The following is a 17220-nucleotide window of genomic DNA, read 5'->3' as shown; positions in this document are numbered from 1 at the left end:
CTCGAGCCGGAACACGGGTTTGCCGGTGGTCTCGGACCGGGCGGCGGCGAAGCCCTCGCGCATGGCGTCGGGCCAGGCCCCGAAGCGGCGTTCCGGCACGCGATAGGCGATCTCGAGATACTGGGTCGGATCGTCGCCCGCCTCGCGGATCCGGGTTGCCATGGTGGCCAGCCGGTCCTGATCCCACGTGACCTTCTTCGGCAGGTCGGCGACGATCACGACGTTTTCGTCCTCGACGCGCACGGTGCCGCTGGCCTTGCCCTGAGCGGCCCGTTCCGCCGCGGCGGCGGCCTCGTAGCGCTGCGCGATCCCGGCCTCGAGCCGGTCCCGCAGCCGCTTCACGCGGGCGGTCTCGGCGAGCGCCGTTGTCTGCAGATCCAGCAGCAGCTCGGGTGGCAGCGCCGCGATGTCGCCGAGGGCGAGACCTTCGAGATCGTTGAAATGCGGGGTGTTGTCGGGATGCGGCATGGCGGGGTCTCCGTTGGAAGGAAATGGCAGGGCCATCACGCGGCGCGCTCTTCGAGGAGCAGCGCCGAGAGCGAGGTGTTGGCGGCCTTCGGCCTGGGCCGGGCGACGGCGATGTAGGCGAAGCGGTCGGGACCCACGCGCTCCTGCACGAGGTGGACGAGGCCCTTCTCGAAGGCGCTCAACGCCGCCTGACCGAGATCGGCAAGCTGCCGGCGTTCGGGCTCGGGTAAGGTCGAAATCACCGGCGTTACATCGATCCCGAGAAAGCCGCAGTGGTACTCAATCCTGGCGCCAGCCCCGGCCTGCGCGATCCAGGCGTAGAGCTCGACATCAGTGAGCCGCGGCCTCGCTACGCGGGCGCCGATTGGAGTTGCGGCGACCATCAGCACAGCCGCGCAGTCCGCTGGTGCGTGGCACCATGACCGGTGTCCCGCGCCGGGTCCGCGGTCAGACGGCGGGGCGTGTGACCGACGCGCGCGACGGCCTCGCTGATCTTCAGCGCAAGCTGAAGCTGGCTCTGCTCGAAGGCCTCGATGTCGGCGAGCCGGTAGAGCACGCGCCCGCCGAGCTTGAGGAAGGCCGGTCCTTGGCCGCCGTAGCGCCAACGCTCAAGCGTCCGGTGGGAGATCCCCCAGCGCCGGGCCAGCTCTTTCTGGTTCAGGCAATGCCTCTGCAGCATCGGTGTCTCCTCTCGTTGTCGAGGAGACCATGCGAAATTCTGCTGTGGGATGTCGTCAGGATCGGCGGGGGATGCGGAGGGGGATCAGTCGGCCCTTGCAGGACTGGCGTTTGGCGGCCGGCGGGGCGCCGTCATCCCCCACCATCCCTCACTCGTCCCCCTCCCGATCCCACAGGGGACCGGGCGGAGGGGGATCCGTCAGTCGAGATTCAGACGGTAGCCGCCGCGCCGGTCTGAGCGGATCAGATGCCGCCAGTCCTTCTGCGACTTGAAGACGTCGGCCATGCGCAGGCTCTTCGAGCCGGCGCGCGACAGGATCGCCTTGCCGTTCTGCCAGGGCTCTCCAGCCTGCGCGGCCTCGTGCAGCGCGCGCACGACTTCTGCCTGGATCGGGCCCAGCTTGAACCGGCAGCCGTTGCAGCGAACCTCGAGATAGTCGGCCGAGTGGATGAAGGTCGCCTCCTCCATCGGCTGCCCGCCCGGCGAGAACCCGGTCTCGATCTCGAAACGGTCGCGTTCATCGCGCCTTAGCAGCAGGTCGCCGATCATGACGAGGACGGGCTTCGCATCGCCCCAAGTCTCCGCGTAGTCGGCCCTCGGCGTTCGAAAGCTCTCGAGATGCACCTCGCCGCACCGGAAGAGCTGGAACACGTCGCGGGCATGGAGGTCGAGCAGACCGCTGTAGTAGCTCTGCTCACACGGTATCTTGAAGGGCTCGCCTCGCGTGTCCTCGTCGATGTCGCCGAACTCCATGGGCGCGCCGAAGACGCGCACCGACAGACGCAGCTTGTCGTTCTCGGCGAGGTAGATCAGGTCCGCTTCCGTGATCTGCCACCGCTCGAGGATCTCGGGAAGCGTGAAGTACGATTTGTCGATATGCATTCACTGCCCTCCACACCGATTCCCGTGCAAGATGTTTACTTTCTGTTCTTATTCGCTTGACGGGCTTCGATCAATCCGATTTTATCCTATTTCATCCACAGATGGGTGGGGATGATATGACCGAGCACCACACGCTTTCCGACCGCCTCAGGGCCCGGGCCAATCAGCTCGGCATCAGTCCCGCCCACGTCGCCGAGATGGCCGGCGTGAACCGTTCCTTCGTCTACGACATCCTCCGTGGCCGTTCAGCCCGCCCCGGCATAGACCGGCTGGCAGAGGTCGCCCGCGTGCTGAAGGTCGATCGCGACTGGCTGATCCACGGCATTGGCGAGGTGGAGGGGAAGCCCCCCTTCTTGGACAATCCTGACGACGCATTCGTGGCCATCGCCCACGCCACCCCGCGTCCAGCAATGGGCGGCGGCGCGGTCGTGACCGAGGACGGCGACACGCCCGGCCGCGTCTACCACTTCCGCCGCTCCTGGATCCGGAACAGCCTCAAGGCCAGCCCGTCGCAGCTACGCATCATGCATGTCGAGGGCGACAGCATGGCGCCGACGCTCCTGAGCGGCGACGCAGTGCTGGTCGACATGACCCGCCGCACGCCCAACCCACCCGGTATCTTCGTGCTGGACGACGGGATGGGGCTGGTGGCCAAGCGGCTCGAGCATATCCCCAACAGCGACCCGCCCGCAGTGCGCGTCATCTCCGACAACAAGCACTACCCCGAATACGAAAGAACCGCCGACGAGATTCATATCGTCGGCCGCATCCGTTGGTTCGCGCGGGAGTTATAGCTGTGGCAGGTGACGAAGAATTGGATGACCTTCTCGAGCTGGCCGGCTGCTGCTTTCGGGATGCCATGAGGGCCATCGATATCGAGGCGTTCTTCTCCAGACGCGACGTCCCACTTGCAGAAGGGACCAGCAAGAAGACGGTCGCCCAGAATACGCTCGCGAGCCTTCCACGAGCAAAGGCGCTGGATCTGGCCCTCGAGTTTGCGCGAGAGCGGCGGGATATTGGCCTGCAGGACAGGGTGTACCTCCTGCAAGACAAGGACCAGCCGGAAATCTCCGCGATCACTCGCGACCGAGTGGCCGATCGTCTTGGTGTGGGGATCCATGGACAAGGCATTCGTCCGGACGTGATCGAGGGGCTCTTTGATCTGAGTTCGCCAGCCGACTTCTTCGAGGGGCCCACCAAGACCGAGGAACTCAGACAATACGCGACTGGCGCAGCCCCGTTGTGGAATGCGAAGGAGGTCTTCGAATTCATCGGGGCAATAACATGTCCTTCGAGGAGGTTTGCGCAGCTGATTGAGACCGCTCTGGATCCCCGGTTTCGTGATGCCGACGACCAGGCTGCGCTGGCAGCGGACTTGACCCGCATCCTGCAGCTCGATGGTTACGAGGTTGCTCAGACAGGAGAGGTCTCGGGCCGCGCAACATTCTCGGTACGCCCCGTTCGCCGCGGCGTCGACGGGCGGCCGAAGAACCTGATCTTCGCTTCCAACGGACCAAAGCCGAGGCTCGGGTTCTCGGATGCGATCGACAACGAAGTCGTCGTGCTCGAACATGTCGACAGCTGCCTCATTTACGAGCGCCCCATCGGCAATGGGTTGTCATGGCTCGACCTAGTCCGTTGGTGGATGGAGCAAAAGGGACTCGCCGACCTCGCTGAGGCACGCACCAGCCTCGGGCGTCGTCTACTTGCCTCGCTTGACCACGGTCCTGAGCAGGAATTCTTCAAGGCGTACTTTCGCAATTTCGCTGAGCGACTTGGAGACCAGCTGCCGGCGCTCATCCCGCAGGTCTACCTGCACTACGATCCGGAGATCGCCAGGCGTCTCGCGGACAAACGCGTTTTGTTCCGGCAGCGCATGGACTTTCTGATGCTCTTGCCTGGCCGACAGAGGGTCGTCCTCGAGATTGACGGCAAGCACCACTATGCGAAAGGTGAGCGTGCCGATCCCGGTCTGTACGCCGAAATGGTTGCCGCTGATCGAAACCTTCGCCTCCGCGGCTACGAGGTGTTTCGGTTCGGGGGCTCGGAATTCTCTCACCCGAAGGGATCGATGCAGGAATCTGTCGACGAGCTTGTGAAGTCGTTCTTCGAGGAGCTGTTCGTGGCCCATCGGGTAGGATAGCGCATCCCAAGAACACCGCAGAGTTACGCAGCACTCCTCTAAGCATCTGAAAGCAATTGTTTTCAGGGTGCGTGCGGGTAGCGTTTCCCCATGAGAAACGCGCCGACATATCCGCGGCTGGGCTCGAACCCACTGCCTCCAGACCAGATGACCCCCGCCGAGCGTCGCGCCGAGCTGTGCGGCCTGCTGGCGCTGGGGCTGATCCGGCTGCGGATGCGGGATGGTGGCGAAGTATCTGACCATACTGGAGAACGTCGCCTACACTATCCGCCCGACCAATGCCGTCATGCAACTCCAACTCAACGGAGAAGTGCATGAACAAGCCCGATCCCATCCCCGCGCGCCTGGTCGCGCTGAAGACAACGCCGACGCCCGACCTGAAGAAACATTGGCGCGACCTGTTCGACAGCGACCCGCCGCCGTTCAACCGCCGCTACCTTGAGTCCCGCCTGGCCTACCGCATCCAGGAACTGGCCTATGGCGGGCTGAAGCCGGAGACGATCCGGCGGCTGGAACGGCTGGGCCAGGAACTCGACGGCGGCGACAAGAGGAAGCGCGGCATCCGCGCCGACCGCGACCGCCCGATCACCGGGACGCGCCTGCTGCGCGAGTGGCAGGGCGTCGAACAGATCGTCACCGTCACCGCCGATGGCTTCGAATGGCAGGGTCGACCTTACAAGTCGCTGTCCGCGATCGCCCGCGCCATCACCGGCACCCGCTGGAACGGCTGGGTGTTCTTCGGCCTCAGGAACCACAGGGGCCGGACATGACGAAGGCCCCGGAGAAATCGAAACCCGTCCGCAAGCTGCGCTGCGCCGTCTACACCCGGAAATCTTCCGAGGAAGGGTTGGAGCAGGAGTTCAACAGCCTGCACGCCCAGCGGGAAGCCTGCGAATCCTATATCGCCAGCCAGCGCAGCGAAGGCTGGGTACTGGTCCGCGATCAGTATGATGATGGCGGTATCTCCGGTGGCACGCTGGAACGCCCTGGCCTGCAGCGGCTCATGGCAGACATCGAAGACGGGCTGGTCGACGTGGTGGTGGTCTACAAGATCGACCGCCTGTCGCGATCACTCGCCGACTTCGCCAAGCTTGTCGAGGTGTTCGACCGGAACGGCGTGACCTTCGTTTCGGTCACGCAATCGTTCAACACCACGACATCCATGGGACGGCTGACGCTGAACATCCTGCTCAGCTTCGCTCAGTTCGAGCGGGAGGTGACGGCGGAACGCATTCGCGACAAGGTCGCCGCCAGCCGGAAGAAGGGGATGTGGATGGGTGGCGTACCGCCCTACGGCTACCGCGTCGAGAACCGGAAGCTGCTGGTCGAAGAAGCCGCCGCCACGCATGTGCGCTGGATCTTCGCCCGGTTCCTCGAAATCGGCTCCTGCACGGAACTGGCGCGAGAGGTGGGCACGCGCGGCATCCGCACGCCGCGCGGCAACCGGATCGACAAGAAATACCTCTACCGGCTTCTCTCGAACCGCACCTATATCGGCGAGGCGGTGCACAAGGGTGAGAGCTACCCCGGCGAGCATGACGCGATCATTGACCGCAGCACATGGGACCGCGTTCACGCCATCCTGACGGAAAGCCCGCGCAAGCGCGCCGCCAGAACCCGCGCCGACACGCCCGCGCTGCTGAAAGGGCTGCTCTACGGCCCCGACGGCGCGGCCTTCTCGCCAACCCATACCCGCAAGGGCGGCAGGCTCTATCGCTACTATGTCAGCCAGACGGTGCTGAAACATGGCGCCGGGTCTTGTCCCATCGGCCGCGTTCCCGCGGGTGAGATCGAGGCCGCCGTCATCGACCAGCTTCGGGCCGTGTTCCGCCAGCCCGAGATCGTCGCGGGGACGTGGAGAGCGGCGCGCGCGCAGGACGGCGAGATCACCGAGACGGACGCCCGCGAGGCGCTGACCCGGCTGGACCCGCTGTGGGATGAGCTTTTCCCCGGCGAACAGGCGCGCATCGTGACCCTGCTGGTCGAGCGGGTGGACATCGGCGCCGCCGGGCTGAACGTCCGGCTGCGCATGGACGGGCTGGCGGCGTTGGCACGCGAAATCACCACCGACCTTGGAGCAGCAGCATGACCCGCGCCATGCAGATCCCCGACACCGTCACCATCCACGTCCCGTTCCACATCGTGAAGCGCGGCGGGCGCAAGGAGATGCAGCTGCCCGAGGGCGCGCCCACCCAGCGCCGGCCCGACAGCGCCCTCGTCAAGGCGCTGGCCCGCGCGTTTCGCTGGAAGCGGATGCTGGAGTCGGGCGAGTTCGCCACCATCGCCGAGTTGGCCGCGCGCGAGGGGATCACGGTTTCCTATCTGACCCGCTTGCTCAGGATGACGCTGCTCGCCCCCGACCTTGTCGTGGCGATCCTCGATGGGCGGCAGGGGCTGGAGGTGACGCTCGCCCGGCTGATGGAACCGTTCCCGGCAGAGTGGGCGGATCAGACTCTGGCATTTGCAAGGACATAGCGCCATCCGGCTTGCGTCAGGTGAAGTTCGCGGCTTAGTCTGCCGCAGTAAAAGGCGGCAATGTCAGCTCGATATCGGGGCGCTCGGCAAGGTCGCCGCCGTCCGATAGTAGAGAGCGACAATGGAAGCGGCCGAGCGCACGATCAGCCAGATTTTGACCGAACAGATTCGTTACGAAATTCCCGCGTACCAACGCCCATATTCATGGGAGAAGGGTAACGTCGAGCAATTGCTCGACGATATCTGGGAAGCCTACGAAGCCCAGGATGAAGAGTATTTCATTGGGTCGCTCATCACCATCGAGCGCGAAAAGGGCCGACTTTATGACGTGGTGGATGGCCAACAGCGACTGACGACACTGAACCTGATCCTCGCACGGCTTCGGGACCACATCGAGGATCCAGAGGTCAGGGCAGATCTTGGAAAGCGCGTACTGCCAAAAAATCCCTATACCGGCGAGGAAGAAACTCCGCGCCTGACGTTGCGCCAACGCGACCAGAGCTTCTTCCGTCGTCATGTTCTTGCCGGCCAGGCCATCCCAGATGCGATCCGCAAGGAGATCGTCAAGGACCAGGATGCGCCAAAGCAGCGGATTGTCGAAAACCTCGAAGCCATCGACGCCTTCATCGGTCAGCACGACCAGAAGACGCTGAAGCTCTTTGCCAATTTCCTGCTCAGCAAGGTCTATGTGGTCTTCGTGACCACAGCATCCTGGCAATCTGCGTATCGTCTCTTTAACGTGTTGAACGCACGCGGCATGGCGTTGTCGAACGCCGACCTGATCAAGAACATGCTTTTCGCCCGCCTCGGCGGCAATTCGACACGAAGCGGCGAGCTGGACGAGGCGTGGCTTGAGCTGGAAGAGCAGATCGGGATCGAGCGCCTGGATCAGTTCATGGCGCATCACCGCAGTTCCATCGTCGCCACCAAGGCCCGCAGGGCGCTCCACGAGGAATTCGAGCCGCTGGTCGAAGCCGCAGTGAGCCCGTTCTCGCTTCTCGGGGAGCTGAACACCTCTGCCCGGAACTACCTGCGCATCCTGCGAAATGATTTCGAGACACCCGCCGCACGCCGCGCCGTCAGGTCATTGCAGCGCGTGGCATTCGAGGAATGGATTCCGCCGCTGCTTGCCTTTCTCAACCGGCCGGAGCCTGCGCTGATCGCGAACGAGAACCCGGCGCCTGCCTTGACCGAGGATGAGTTCATCGACCTGCTCGAGCGGATCACCTATCAGAACTGGATCAGGCGCCTTGCGTTCACCGCGCGCCTTACTGTGTATTTCCAGCTGATAACGGCAATCCGGGCCGGCAAGTCGGCCGACGACATCCGGGCAATTTTCCTCAGCAACGCGAACGATGACGAGTTCCGCTCGCTGATTGACGGGGAGGTCTATGGTCGGCCCTTCGCTCAGGCGGTTCTGCTGCGCCTCGAGGAGGCGGACCAGGATGAATCGGTCACCAAGGATTTCGGCGGCAAGATCACCATCGAGCACGTCCTGCCGCAGGCGCTGAAGGATGATTACTGGCGCGAACGTTTCACCGATGACGATCATCGCCTTTGGCTGCATCGCCTTGGCAATTTGGCGCTGCTGGCCGGGATCAAGAATTACAAGGCAAAGTTCTATTCGTTCGATCGCAAGAAGGAAGTTTTCTCCAGAAAGAACGACAAGGTCTCGTTCGACACCACCAAGCCAATCCTAGCGGCAGACGAATGGACGAAGGATCAGCTGGCCTCGCGCCAGATCGACCTTGTCGGCCGCGCCGTAAGGGTCTGGTCGTTGGCCTCTCCGGCCGCCTCCGCCACCACTGGCCAGCCCCTTGTGGCTGAATCGGCATAGGTGGGTTTCGGGGTGCACCGGTGAACGAGGCCGATACCTGCCGCAAACTTGTCGTCCCGAAGCTGCAGGAAGCAGGCTGGGACGACCGGCCGCATGCCATCAATGAGCAGCGGACGTTCACCGATGGCCGGATCGTCTTCGTCGGCGGCCGGGCCCGCAGGGGCAAGCAGAAGCGCGCGGACTATGTTCTGCGCTACAACCCCGACTTCCCGATTGCCGTGGTAGAGGCCAAGGCCAGATACCGCCATGCCGCAGATGGCTTGCAGCAGGCCAAGGATTATGCCGAGATTCTTGGGCTCAAATTTGCCTACGCCACCAATGGCGCCGAGATTGTGGAATTCGACTACACGACCGGTATCGAGCGTATGCTGGACGCGTTCCCGAGCCCGGATGAGCTGTGGGCGCGCCAGCGCGCGGCAGAGGGACTAAACGACCCGCTCACAGCCGAGCGGTTGCTGACCCCGAGCTTTCCGGATCGCGCGAAGCCGTTGCGGTACTATCAGGAAATCGCGGTCAATCGTGCCGTCCAGGCAGTACTGCAGGGGCGGAAACGGATCCTGCTCACGCTCTGCACCGGGGCAGGCAAGACTGCCGTCGCCTTCCAGATCAGCTGGAAGCTGTGGTCGGCGCGCTGGAACGGCAAGGGCGTGAACCGCACACCAAAAGTTCTGTTCCTGGCCGACCGCAATGTCCTCGTCGACGATCCGATGGCCAAGGATTTCAGCCCCTTCGGCGACGCGCGCCACAAGATCGCCGGTGGCATCGCGGTCAAGAGCCGCGACATGTATTTCGCGATCTACCAGTCGATTGCGCGCGACGAGAACCGGCCCGGACTGTATCGGGAATATCCCCGCGACTTCTTCGACCTGATCATCGTGGATGAATGCCACCGCGGCAGCGCGCGCGACGACAGCAATTGGCGCGAGATCCTCGAATGGTTCGAGCCGGCCACCCAGATCGGCATGACCGCGACGCCCCGGCGCGAGGAGAATGTCGATACCTACACCTATTTCGGCGATCCCCTCTACGAATACAGCCTGGCGCAGGGGATCGCGGATGGCTTCCTTGCGCCTTACCGCGTGCATCGGGTGATCACGGACTATGACGCCGCAGGCTGGCGGCCAAGCCGGGGCGAGTTGGACCGATACGGCCGAGAAGTCCCCGACAATGAATACCAGACCCGTGACTTCGAGCGCGTCGTCGCCTTGCGCGCCCGGACCCGCGCCATCGCCCGCCATCTCGCCGACTTCATGGCCGAGACCGACCGTATGGCCAAGACCATCGTATTCTGCGTGGATCAGGAGCACGCGCTGGAGATGCGTCAGGCGCTGGCGGAACTGAATGCCGACCTCGTGCGCGACAACCCGGACTATGTCTGCCGCGTCACCGCCGACGAAGGCGACATCGGCCGGGGTCACCTCTCCAAGTTCCAGGATGTGGAGACCGACACCCCGGTCATCCTGACCACATCGCAGCTGCTGACCACCGGCGTCGATGCGCCTACCTGCAAGAATGTGGTTCTGGCGCGCACCGTGGGCTCGATGCCCGAGTTTAAGCAGATCATCGGCCGCGGCACCCGGCTGCGCCCGGACTACGGCAAGCTTGCCTTCAACATCATCGACTATACTGGCACGGCGACGCGCATGTTCGCCGACCCCGCCTTCGATGGCGAGCCGGTCCGCGAGGCCGAATCCGTCATCAACGAAGACGGCGAAACCATCGAGGAACACGAGGCTGAGGATGTGGCGCCCGAGCCGGGCGACATCCCCGAGGGACCAGAGGCGCCTCTGGGCGACCCCGAGCCGGAACCGGGGCCGCGGAAGTTTTATGTCGATGGCGGCGAGGTCTCTGTCGTCCGTCATCTCGTCTATGAACTCGATGCCGAGGGCAAGAAGCTCGCCTGCCGCCAGCTGACCGACTACACCGGCGACAAGGTCCGCACCCTCTATCCCAATGCTTCCGAGCTGCGCTCCGACTGGCTCGACCCTGAGCGCCGTGCCGAAATCGTCGAGCAACTCGAGGAAAAGGGCATCGACCTCGACACCCTGTCCGAGGCCGTGGGCAAGCCCGAGGCCGATCCTTTCGACCTCCTGTGTCATTTGGCCTACAACACCCCCCTGCGCACAAGGCGCGAGCGAGCCGACCGCCTGCTGCGCGAACAGGACGCCTTCCTAGCCCGTTTCGGCCCGGATGCCCGCAAGGTTCTCGACGCTGTTCTTGAAAAATACGCCGAACATGGCAGCGCGCAGTTCAAGCTGCCCGATATTCTCGAAGTCCCGCCTTTCAATGAATGGGGCAACGTCATAGAAATCGCCAGACGCTTCGGCGGGGGAAAGGAGCTTCGCAGCGCCGTCACCGAGCTGCAGCGATTGCTCTATACCGCCTGACTTGAAGGACTTCCCCAATGGCCAAACCCGCCCGCAAGAAGGCTGCGCCCAAGCAACTGACCACCGCCCAGCGTCTCGACAGCATCATCAAGTCCGCCCGCAAGATCATGCGCAAGGACAAGGGGCTGAACGGTGATCTCGATCGCCTGCCGATGCTGACCTGGATCATGTTCCTGAAATTCCTCGACGACATGGAGCGGATCGAGGAGGAACGCGCCGAACTGGCCGGCACGGATTATCGCCCGATCATCGAAGCCCCTTACCGCTGGCGCGACTGGGCGGCCCAGGCGGACGGCATCACCGGCCCCGACCTTCTGGCCTTCCTGACCGCGGAAAAGGCCGAACGCCCCGACGGCACCAGGGGCGCCGGGCTGTTCGCCTATCTGCGCGCGCTGCGCGGAGACAACGGCCGCCGAGAACGCCGCGACGTGATCGCCACCGTCTTTCAGGGTTTCACCAACCGCATGGAAAGCGGCTACTTGCTGCGCGACGTGGTGAACCTGATCGACGGCATCCATTTCGATTCCTCCGAGGAGGTTCACACCCTCGGCCGCCTTTACGAGACCCTGCTGCGCGAAATGCGCGATGCCGCCGGCGACTCGGGCGAGTTCTACACTCCGCGCCCCGTCGTGCGCTTCATGGTTGCTGTCACCGATCCGCAGCTTGGCGAGACCATCCTCGACCCGGCCTGCGGCACCGCCGGCTTCCTGACCGAATCCTTCCTGCATCTCGAACGGCAGGCTGACACCGTCGAAAAACGCCGCATCCTGCAAGACCGCAGCGTCATGGGCGGCGAGGCCAAGTCGCTACCCTTCCTGCTGGCGCAGCTGAACCTGCTTCTGCACGGGATGCACGCGCCCAAGATCGACCCGGGCAATGCCCTGCGCTTTCGCCTGAATGAAATCGGCGAGGCCGAGCGCGTGAACGTCATCCTCACCAACCCGCCCTTCGGCGGCGAGGAAGAGGCCGGGATCCTCACCAACTTCCCCGAGGACCGGCGTACCGCCGAAACCGCGCTGCTGTTCCTGCAACTCATCATGCGGCGCCTGAAGCGCGCAGGACGCGGCCGCGCCGCCGTTGTCGTGCCCCACGGCACGCTGTTCGGCGACGGCATCGGCGCGCGCATCAAGGCTGACCTGTTGCAGCAGTTCAACCTGCACACCGTCGTGCGCCTCTGCGAGGGCGTCTTCGCCCCCTATACCGACATCCCGGCCAACCTGATCTTCTTCGATACCACCGGCCCCACCCGCGACATCTGGTATTACGAGATGCCCCGCCCTGAGGGGCGCAAAAAATACTCCAAGACCGCTCCCATGGCTTGGGAGGAGTTCGCGCCCTGCCTTGACTGGTGGCAGGACCGGCAAGAGAGCGACCGCGCCTGGAAGGTGGATGGGCCGTCCCTGATCCAGCGCGACGCCGATGGCCGCGTCATCGCCTGTAACCTCGACCTCAAGAACCCCCATGCGCTTGAGGCAGAGGACCACCGCCAGCCTCTTGAGATCGTCGAGGCAATCACCGCCCGCGAGCGTGAGATCATCGCGATCATGGACGACATCCGTGCTGAACTGGCGGAGGGGCTGTGATGGTGCAGACGATCCGGGTTGGGGACTTTCTTAGCCGATCAGAGGAATGGGTCGAAACCCGACCGGATGAGCGATACAAGCAGATCACCGCCCGTCTTTGGGGCAAGGGCCTCACATTGCGGGGCGAGGCCCTCGGATCAGAGATCGCGGCAAGTCGCCAGATCAGGGCGCGGGCGGGGCAGTTCCTGTTATCGCGGATCGACGCTCGGCACGGGGCATATGGCATCGTGCCCGCCGAGCTCGACGGCGCCCTCGTGAGCAACGATTTTCCGTGCTTCGACATTGACGCGACAGCAATACTGCCGGGTTATTTCCTTTGGTATTCGAGCACTGACGCTTTCATCGACCTGTGCCGCCGTTCCAGCGAGGGTTCCACAAACCGGGTTCGCCTGAAAGAGCCCGCGTTTCTCGATATGCGCATTCCCCTCCCACCCCTAGCCGAGCAGCAGCGCATCGTGGCGCGGCTGGATCGGGTAGCGGGGCTGGTCAGGGTGCGGGCAGAGGCCGCTGCCGCGATGGAGGCCGACCTGCAGGCGATGCTGGCTAAGGCTTTCGCCCGCTGCATCGACGCCGCCCCCCGCCGCCCCATGGCCGAAGTCGCCCCCCTGATCCGCCGCCCGGTCGAGATCGAGCCGGACGGCGCCTATCCCGAACTCGGCGTCCGCTCCTTCGGCCGCGGCACCTTCCACAAGCCGGTGCTGCCGGGTTCAGAGGTTGGCACAAAGAAGCTGTTCGAGATCGCACCCGGCGATCTGCTGTTCAACATAGTGTTCGCATGGGAAGGTGCCGTCGCCATCGCGCAACCCGCTGATACTGGCCGCGTTGGCTCGCATCGCTTCCTGACCTGCGTGCCCGAACCCGCGACAGCAACCGCAGACTTTCTGCTGTTCTATTTCCAGACGCCAGAGGGGCTGCAGCGCCTTGGCGAAGCCTCACCCGGCGGGGCAGGCCGCAACCGGACCCTAGGTCTGAAGAAACTTGAAACCATCGAAGTCCCTCTGCCGCCGCTTGAAACCCAACGCTGGTTCGACCGCCTTCAGGCCAAGGCTCGCCAAATCCGCGACATCCGCGCCGCATCGGCCCGCGACACCGACGCCCTGATCCCCGCGCTTCTGCATCAGGTCTTCGGCGCCGGGGACAGGGCCGCATGACCGGCGGCGGTGACCAGCCCGATCTGCTGTCTGACCTGACCGATCTGGACTTCGCCCGCCATCTGCTGGCCGAGATGCACGACGACCTGCACGGCAAGGTCTCGCGCTATCGCATGCTGACCGATTTCAGCCGCGATCTCGGGCCGAACGGAACGATGATCTTCGGCGGCCAGGCCGCCCACTTTGCCTGGATCGAGGCACGCTCGTCCTTCGTCCACGGCAACTTCGCCGCCACAATCCTGCTGTGCCAGGGGCTGGTCGAGCATCTACTGGCGGCCTGGTTGCACGGCGGCCTTCTGATTGACGACATCCCCAACCGGATCTCCTTTCGTGAAACCCTGCGCCGCTGCCGCGAGCGGGACGTGATCTCCGATCTGGACGTGACCGACCTGCAAAGGCTGATGGGCCTGCGCAACCCGCTGTCCCATTTCCGGCACGTCGATGATGCCGGCAATCTCGACCGCCGCTCGCTCGACACCGGCCAGCAGGCCGCCGACGTCGTTCGCCACGACGCCATCTTCGCCATCGGCCTCGCCGTCAGAATGCTAGCCAAGCCCGCTTTCCGCCTTGGACCGACCGCCTGAGCCCGGCGCCCCGCCTCGATTATGGTTCGACCCCGGTTCCATCCCGCAAACGCCCCTCTCGTCGAAGTGCTCAGCCTGGCCCTGAAATAAACAATCCCTGCCAATGGCTTGCAGAACTTTACCAAATCCGCGCAGTCAACAGGTCCGGAGAATATCGACCCGGAGAGAACGCTTCCGGGCCGCTTGGCGCCGCCGCCGGTGCTCAGCCCCTCCCGCATAACCCTCGAAAACAACGGAAAAATCCGGCCGCAGCCGGATCGGGAGAACGCTTTCGCGGGGGTAAGTGGCGGAGTGTCTGGGATTCGAAACGCCGGTGCGGATGGCAATCTTTTCCGCAATCTTCACGCCGCGATGAACTCCCTTCAAACTTACCAAGCGGGCCCAGTTCTGAGGAATCGGCGATTCTGCGCCGCAACCTGCAATTCTTAACTGGACTTGCACGCGCGCCAGAGCGGTAGTTGGACCGCTCCGACACAGTAGCTAACGTCGCGGGCCGCCCGGGTAACCGGGCTCTGCGTGGTACGGGGACCGGACGGTCCGGTCCGTCAACCACGCGGAGACGAAAATGGCACAACAAAACGAAACGAAGGCGAACTTTGAACAGGCTGAGTGCGTACGTACCGTTGCTAAGACCGACGGCGGGACCCGCAAGGTCACGACCTCAAAACGAGATCAACTTCGCAAGCGTCTCGAACGCAAGACTGGAGCGCGCCTGAAGGATCTGGAGAAGGCGCTTGGCTGGCAGGCCCACACGATCCGGGCCGCGATCTCGGGGCTCCGGAAAGCTGGGCACGATGTGCAGCGGGAGGTTGGCAGTGATGGCGCGGTCTACCGGATCGTCGCCTCGAAGGCGGATAGCTGATGCGCGTGGCCAGTTCTGAACGGGATCTCCCGGACAGGCTCCGGGAGATCGCCGCGCTCGATCGCGCCGGATGTGTTCAACGCTGGGAACAGGCCTTCGGCACGCCGCCGCCCAGATACGCCTCGGTTCGCTTCATGCAGCGCGTTCTGGCGCGCGACGTGCAGATGAGGATCACCGGCGACTATCCCGCGCAGATCCGGCGCGACCTGAGGTCGGTTGCGGAGGCCAGTCGGCGTGGCGAAGCCGGCCCGCGCAACGCGGCACCGGGTTCGTACCTGGTGCGGGAGTGGAACGGCCGGATCTACCGGGTGGAGGTCACGTCCAACGGATACGTGATCGACGGCCAGACCTATCGCTCGCTGACGACCATCGCAAAGCGCATCACCGGGGCACATTGGAGCGGGCCGCGCTTCTTCGGGCTCCGGCCGAGGAGGGCGACATGACATGACCCGCATCCGCTGCGCCATCTATACCCGCAAGTCCTCCGACGAAGGGCTGGAGCAGGAGTTCAATTCGCTCGATGCGCAACGGGAAGCCTGCGAGGCCTACATCGCCAGCCAGCGGCACGAGGGCTGGGAACTGATCCGCGCGCACTACGATGACGGTGGCATCTCCGGCGGACATCTCGACCGGCCGGCGCTGCAGCGGCTCTTGCGCGACATCGATGAGGGCAGGGTGGACCAGATCGTCGTCTACAAGATCGACCGCCTGACACGCTCGCTCGCCGACTTCGCCAGGCTCGTCGACAGGCTCGACGCGGCGAAGGCCTCCTTCGTCTCGGTGACACAGTCCTTCAATACCGCAACCAGCATGGGTCGGTTGACGCTGAATGTGCTTCTCTCCTTTGCCCAGTTCGAACGCGAGGTGACCGCCGAGCGGATCCGCGATAAGATCGCTGCCTCGAAAAGGAAGGGGCTCTGGATGGGCGGCTACGTGCCCCTCGGCTACGATGCCGCAGGCCGGACGCTGAGCATCAACGCAGGGGAGGCAGAGACGGTCCGGACCCTCTTCACGCTCTACGAGACCCATCGCGCCCTGCATCTCGTCGCGAGGGACGCCGCGCGGCGCGGGCTCAGGTCAAAGCGCTGCGTCACGCAGTCGGGCCGCGACACGGGTGGCCAGATCATGTCCAGGGGCCATATCCACAAGATCCTCACCAACCCGCTCTACATCGGCAAGATTCGCCACAAGGGGGTGATCCACGAGGGCCAGCATCCTGCCATCATCAAGGAGGACCAATGGGACCGTGTGCAGCAGCTCCTGCAGGAACAATCGGCGATCCCGCGCGGGCGAAAGACCTCCGGCCTCCCCAGCGCGCCGCTCACGGGCAAGCTCGTCGATGCCGAGGGTGCGCGGCTGACGCCGGTCCATACCCAGAAGCGGGGGCAACGTTACGACTATTACATCTCGCGGGCGCTGAAGACTGCTCCGGTTCGGGCCGACAGGACCAGCGGCTGGCGACTGCCGGCGCGGGCTCTCGAGGCGCGCGTCGCCGAGGCCGTACGCCGGCATTTGCGCAGTGCAGCGATGCGGGGCCTGTTCCTGTCGGCTCATGCGAAGATGATCGCCGATGCGGTGGCCAGCCTGGCTGCTGAGACCCTCGATGTTCTCGCGATGGTGGAGCGCGTCGTACTCGGGGCCGACCAGCTCGCCATCACGCTTTCGCAGCCTGCCGTCGCGACGGAGCTTGCGGTTGCGACGGACCTCATCAACGCCGACGATCTGCAGTTCACGGCTGCATTCACCCTGCGCCGGCGAGGCGTGGAAACGCGATTGCTGCTGGCGGGTCAGTCCTTGCCCAGGGACGAGACGCTGATCGCCAACATTGCCAAGGGGCACGTCTTTCTGCACCAGCTCACGCAAGGGCGCAGTTTCCAGGAGATCGCCGCAGCGCAGGCGATCTCGGTCAAGCGCGTGCAGCAGATCCTCGAGTTCGCCTTCCTGTCGCCGGAAACCGTGCGGCAGGTGACCGAGGGGCTTCAGCCGTCCTTCCTGACCACCGAGTGGTGTCTGACGCACGAGATCCCGGTCGAGTGGGTCGCGCAAACCGCGCTCTTCCGGACCGCCTGATGCGGCCCAATCCCAAACTGGAAAGGCGAAATCCGCGACGAGAGACGCATCGGGAATATCCGCGCGTCAGGCGCCCGTTTTGCGGTCTCTCGTCTTCGG

General features: G+C 64.3%; 17 protein-coding genes. 13 read left to right on the top strand and 4 right to left on the bottom strand.

Going from position 1 to position 17220, the window contains the following annotated elements; all coding sequences use genetic code 11:
* The 4 genes from ACE3P6_RS19365 to ACE3P6_RS19350 form a co-directional block, all read right to left on the bottom strand.
* The coding region (locus ACE3P6_RS19365; RefSeq protein WP_374398071.1) for a hypothetical protein at window positions 1–468 on the bottom strand (468 nt) is incomplete at its 3' end.
* Window positions 469–503: 35 nt separating this feature from the next.
* Window positions 504–851, bottom strand: coding sequence for a hypothetical protein (locus ACE3P6_RS19360; protein WP_068767862.1), 348 nt, complete (start codon window positions 849–851; stop codon window positions 504–506).
* The gene (locus ACE3P6_RS19355) at window positions 851–1147 is read right to left on the bottom strand and encodes an AlpA family transcriptional regulator (protein WP_068767861.1); all 297 of its coding nucleotides are present in this window, start codon (window positions 1145–1147) and stop codon (window positions 851–853) included. Before ACE3P6_RS19355 ends, ACE3P6_RS19360 begins: the two co-directional genes overlap by 1 nt.
* 198 nt (window positions 1148–1345) lie before the next feature.
* The gene (locus ACE3P6_RS19350) at window positions 1346–2029 is read right to left on the bottom strand and encodes a hypothetical protein (protein WP_068767860.1); all 684 of its coding nucleotides are present in this window, start codon (window positions 2027–2029) and stop codon (window positions 1346–1348) included.
* Window positions 2030–2145: 116 nt separating this feature from the next.
* On the opposite strand from ACE3P6_RS19350, the gene ACE3P6_RS19345 reads away from it, so the two are divergent.
* The 13 genes from ACE3P6_RS19345 to ACE3P6_RS19285 all read left to right on the top strand — a co-directional run bounded on the left by ACE3P6_RS19345 (window position 2146) and on the right by ACE3P6_RS19285 (window position 17121).
* Complete coding sequence (locus ACE3P6_RS19345; protein ID WP_068767885.1) at window positions 2146–2823, top strand: S24 family peptidase; 678 nt, start codon at window positions 2146–2148, stop codon at window positions 2821–2823.
* Window positions 2824–2825: 2 nt separating this feature from the next.
* A complete protein-coding gene (locus tag ACE3P6_RS19340; protein ID WP_068767859.1) occupies window positions 2826–4172 on the top strand; it encodes a hypothetical protein in 1347 nt (448 codons plus the stop codon).
* Window positions 4173–4486: 314 nt separating this feature from the next.
* Window positions 4487–4942, top strand: coding sequence for a DUF2924 domain-containing protein (locus tag ACE3P6_RS19335; RefSeq protein WP_068767858.1), 456 nt, complete (start codon window positions 4487–4489; stop codon window positions 4940–4942).
* A complete protein-coding gene (locus ACE3P6_RS19330; protein ID WP_374398070.1) occupies window positions 4939–6261 on the top strand; it encodes a recombinase family protein in 1323 nt (440 codons plus the stop codon). Before ACE3P6_RS19335 ends, ACE3P6_RS19330 begins: the two co-directional genes overlap by 4 nt.
* Window positions 6258–6647 carry a hypothetical protein gene (locus ACE3P6_RS19325; RefSeq protein ID WP_374398069.1) on the top strand — a complete coding sequence of 130 codons (390 nt, stop codon included), beginning with the start codon at window positions 6258–6260 and terminating at the stop codon, window positions 6645–6647. The genes ACE3P6_RS19330 and ACE3P6_RS19325 overlap by 4 nt, the downstream gene beginning before the upstream one ends.
* Window positions 6648–6768: 121 nt before the next feature.
* On the top strand, window positions 6769–8484 hold the full coding sequence (locus tag ACE3P6_RS19320) for a DUF262 domain-containing protein (RefSeq protein WP_374398068.1): 1716 nt from the start codon (window positions 6769–6771) through the stop codon (window positions 8482–8484).
* A gap of 20 nt (window positions 8485–8504) precedes the next feature.
* On the top strand, window positions 8505–10871 hold the full coding sequence (gene hsdR / locus ACE3P6_RS19315) for an EcoAI/FtnUII family type I restriction enzme subunit R (protein ID WP_341870504.1): 2367 nt from the start codon (window positions 8505–8507) through the stop codon (window positions 10869–10871).
* A 17-nt stretch (window positions 10872–10888) separates the two neighbouring features.
* Entirely contained in the window at window positions 10889–12454 is a 1566-nt protein-coding gene (locus ACE3P6_RS19310) for an N-6 DNA methylase (RefSeq protein ID WP_374293130.1), read from the top strand.
* The gene (locus ACE3P6_RS19305) at window positions 12454–13605 is read left to right on the top strand and encodes a restriction endonuclease subunit S (protein ID WP_374398067.1); all 1152 of its coding nucleotides are present in this window, start codon (window positions 12454–12456) and stop codon (window positions 13603–13605) included. Before ACE3P6_RS19310 ends, ACE3P6_RS19305 begins: the two co-directional genes overlap by 1 nt.
* Complete coding sequence (locus tag ACE3P6_RS19300) at window positions 13602–14189, top strand: hypothetical protein (protein ID WP_374398066.1); 588 nt, start codon at window positions 13602–13604, stop codon at window positions 14187–14189. The genes ACE3P6_RS19305 and ACE3P6_RS19300 overlap by 4 nt, the downstream gene beginning before the upstream one ends.
* 565 nt (window positions 14190–14754) lie before the next feature.
* Window positions 14755–15051 carry a DUF3489 domain-containing protein gene (locus tag ACE3P6_RS19295; protein WP_374398065.1) on the top strand — a complete coding sequence of 99 codons (297 nt, stop codon included), beginning with the start codon at window positions 14755–14757 and terminating at the stop codon, window positions 15049–15051.
* A complete protein-coding gene (locus ACE3P6_RS19290; protein ID WP_374398064.1) occupies window positions 15051–15494 on the top strand; it encodes a DUF2924 domain-containing protein in 444 nt (147 codons plus the stop codon). Before ACE3P6_RS19295 ends, ACE3P6_RS19290 begins: the two co-directional genes overlap by 1 nt.
* A 1-nt stretch (window position 15495) precedes the next feature.
* The gene (locus ACE3P6_RS19285; RefSeq protein WP_374398063.1) at window positions 15496–17121 is read left to right on the top strand and encodes a recombinase family protein; all 1626 of its coding nucleotides are present in this window, start codon (window positions 15496–15498) and stop codon (window positions 17119–17121) included.
* Window positions 17122–17220: the final 99 nt, after the last annotated feature.

It is taken from the genome of Tabrizicola sp., assembly GCF_041911175.1.
In the GTDB taxonomy this organism is placed as follows: domain Bacteria; phylum Pseudomonadota; class Alphaproteobacteria; order Rhodobacterales; family Rhodobacteraceae; genus Tabrizicola.
This window is presented reverse-complemented; position numbering and strand designations above follow the sequence as displayed.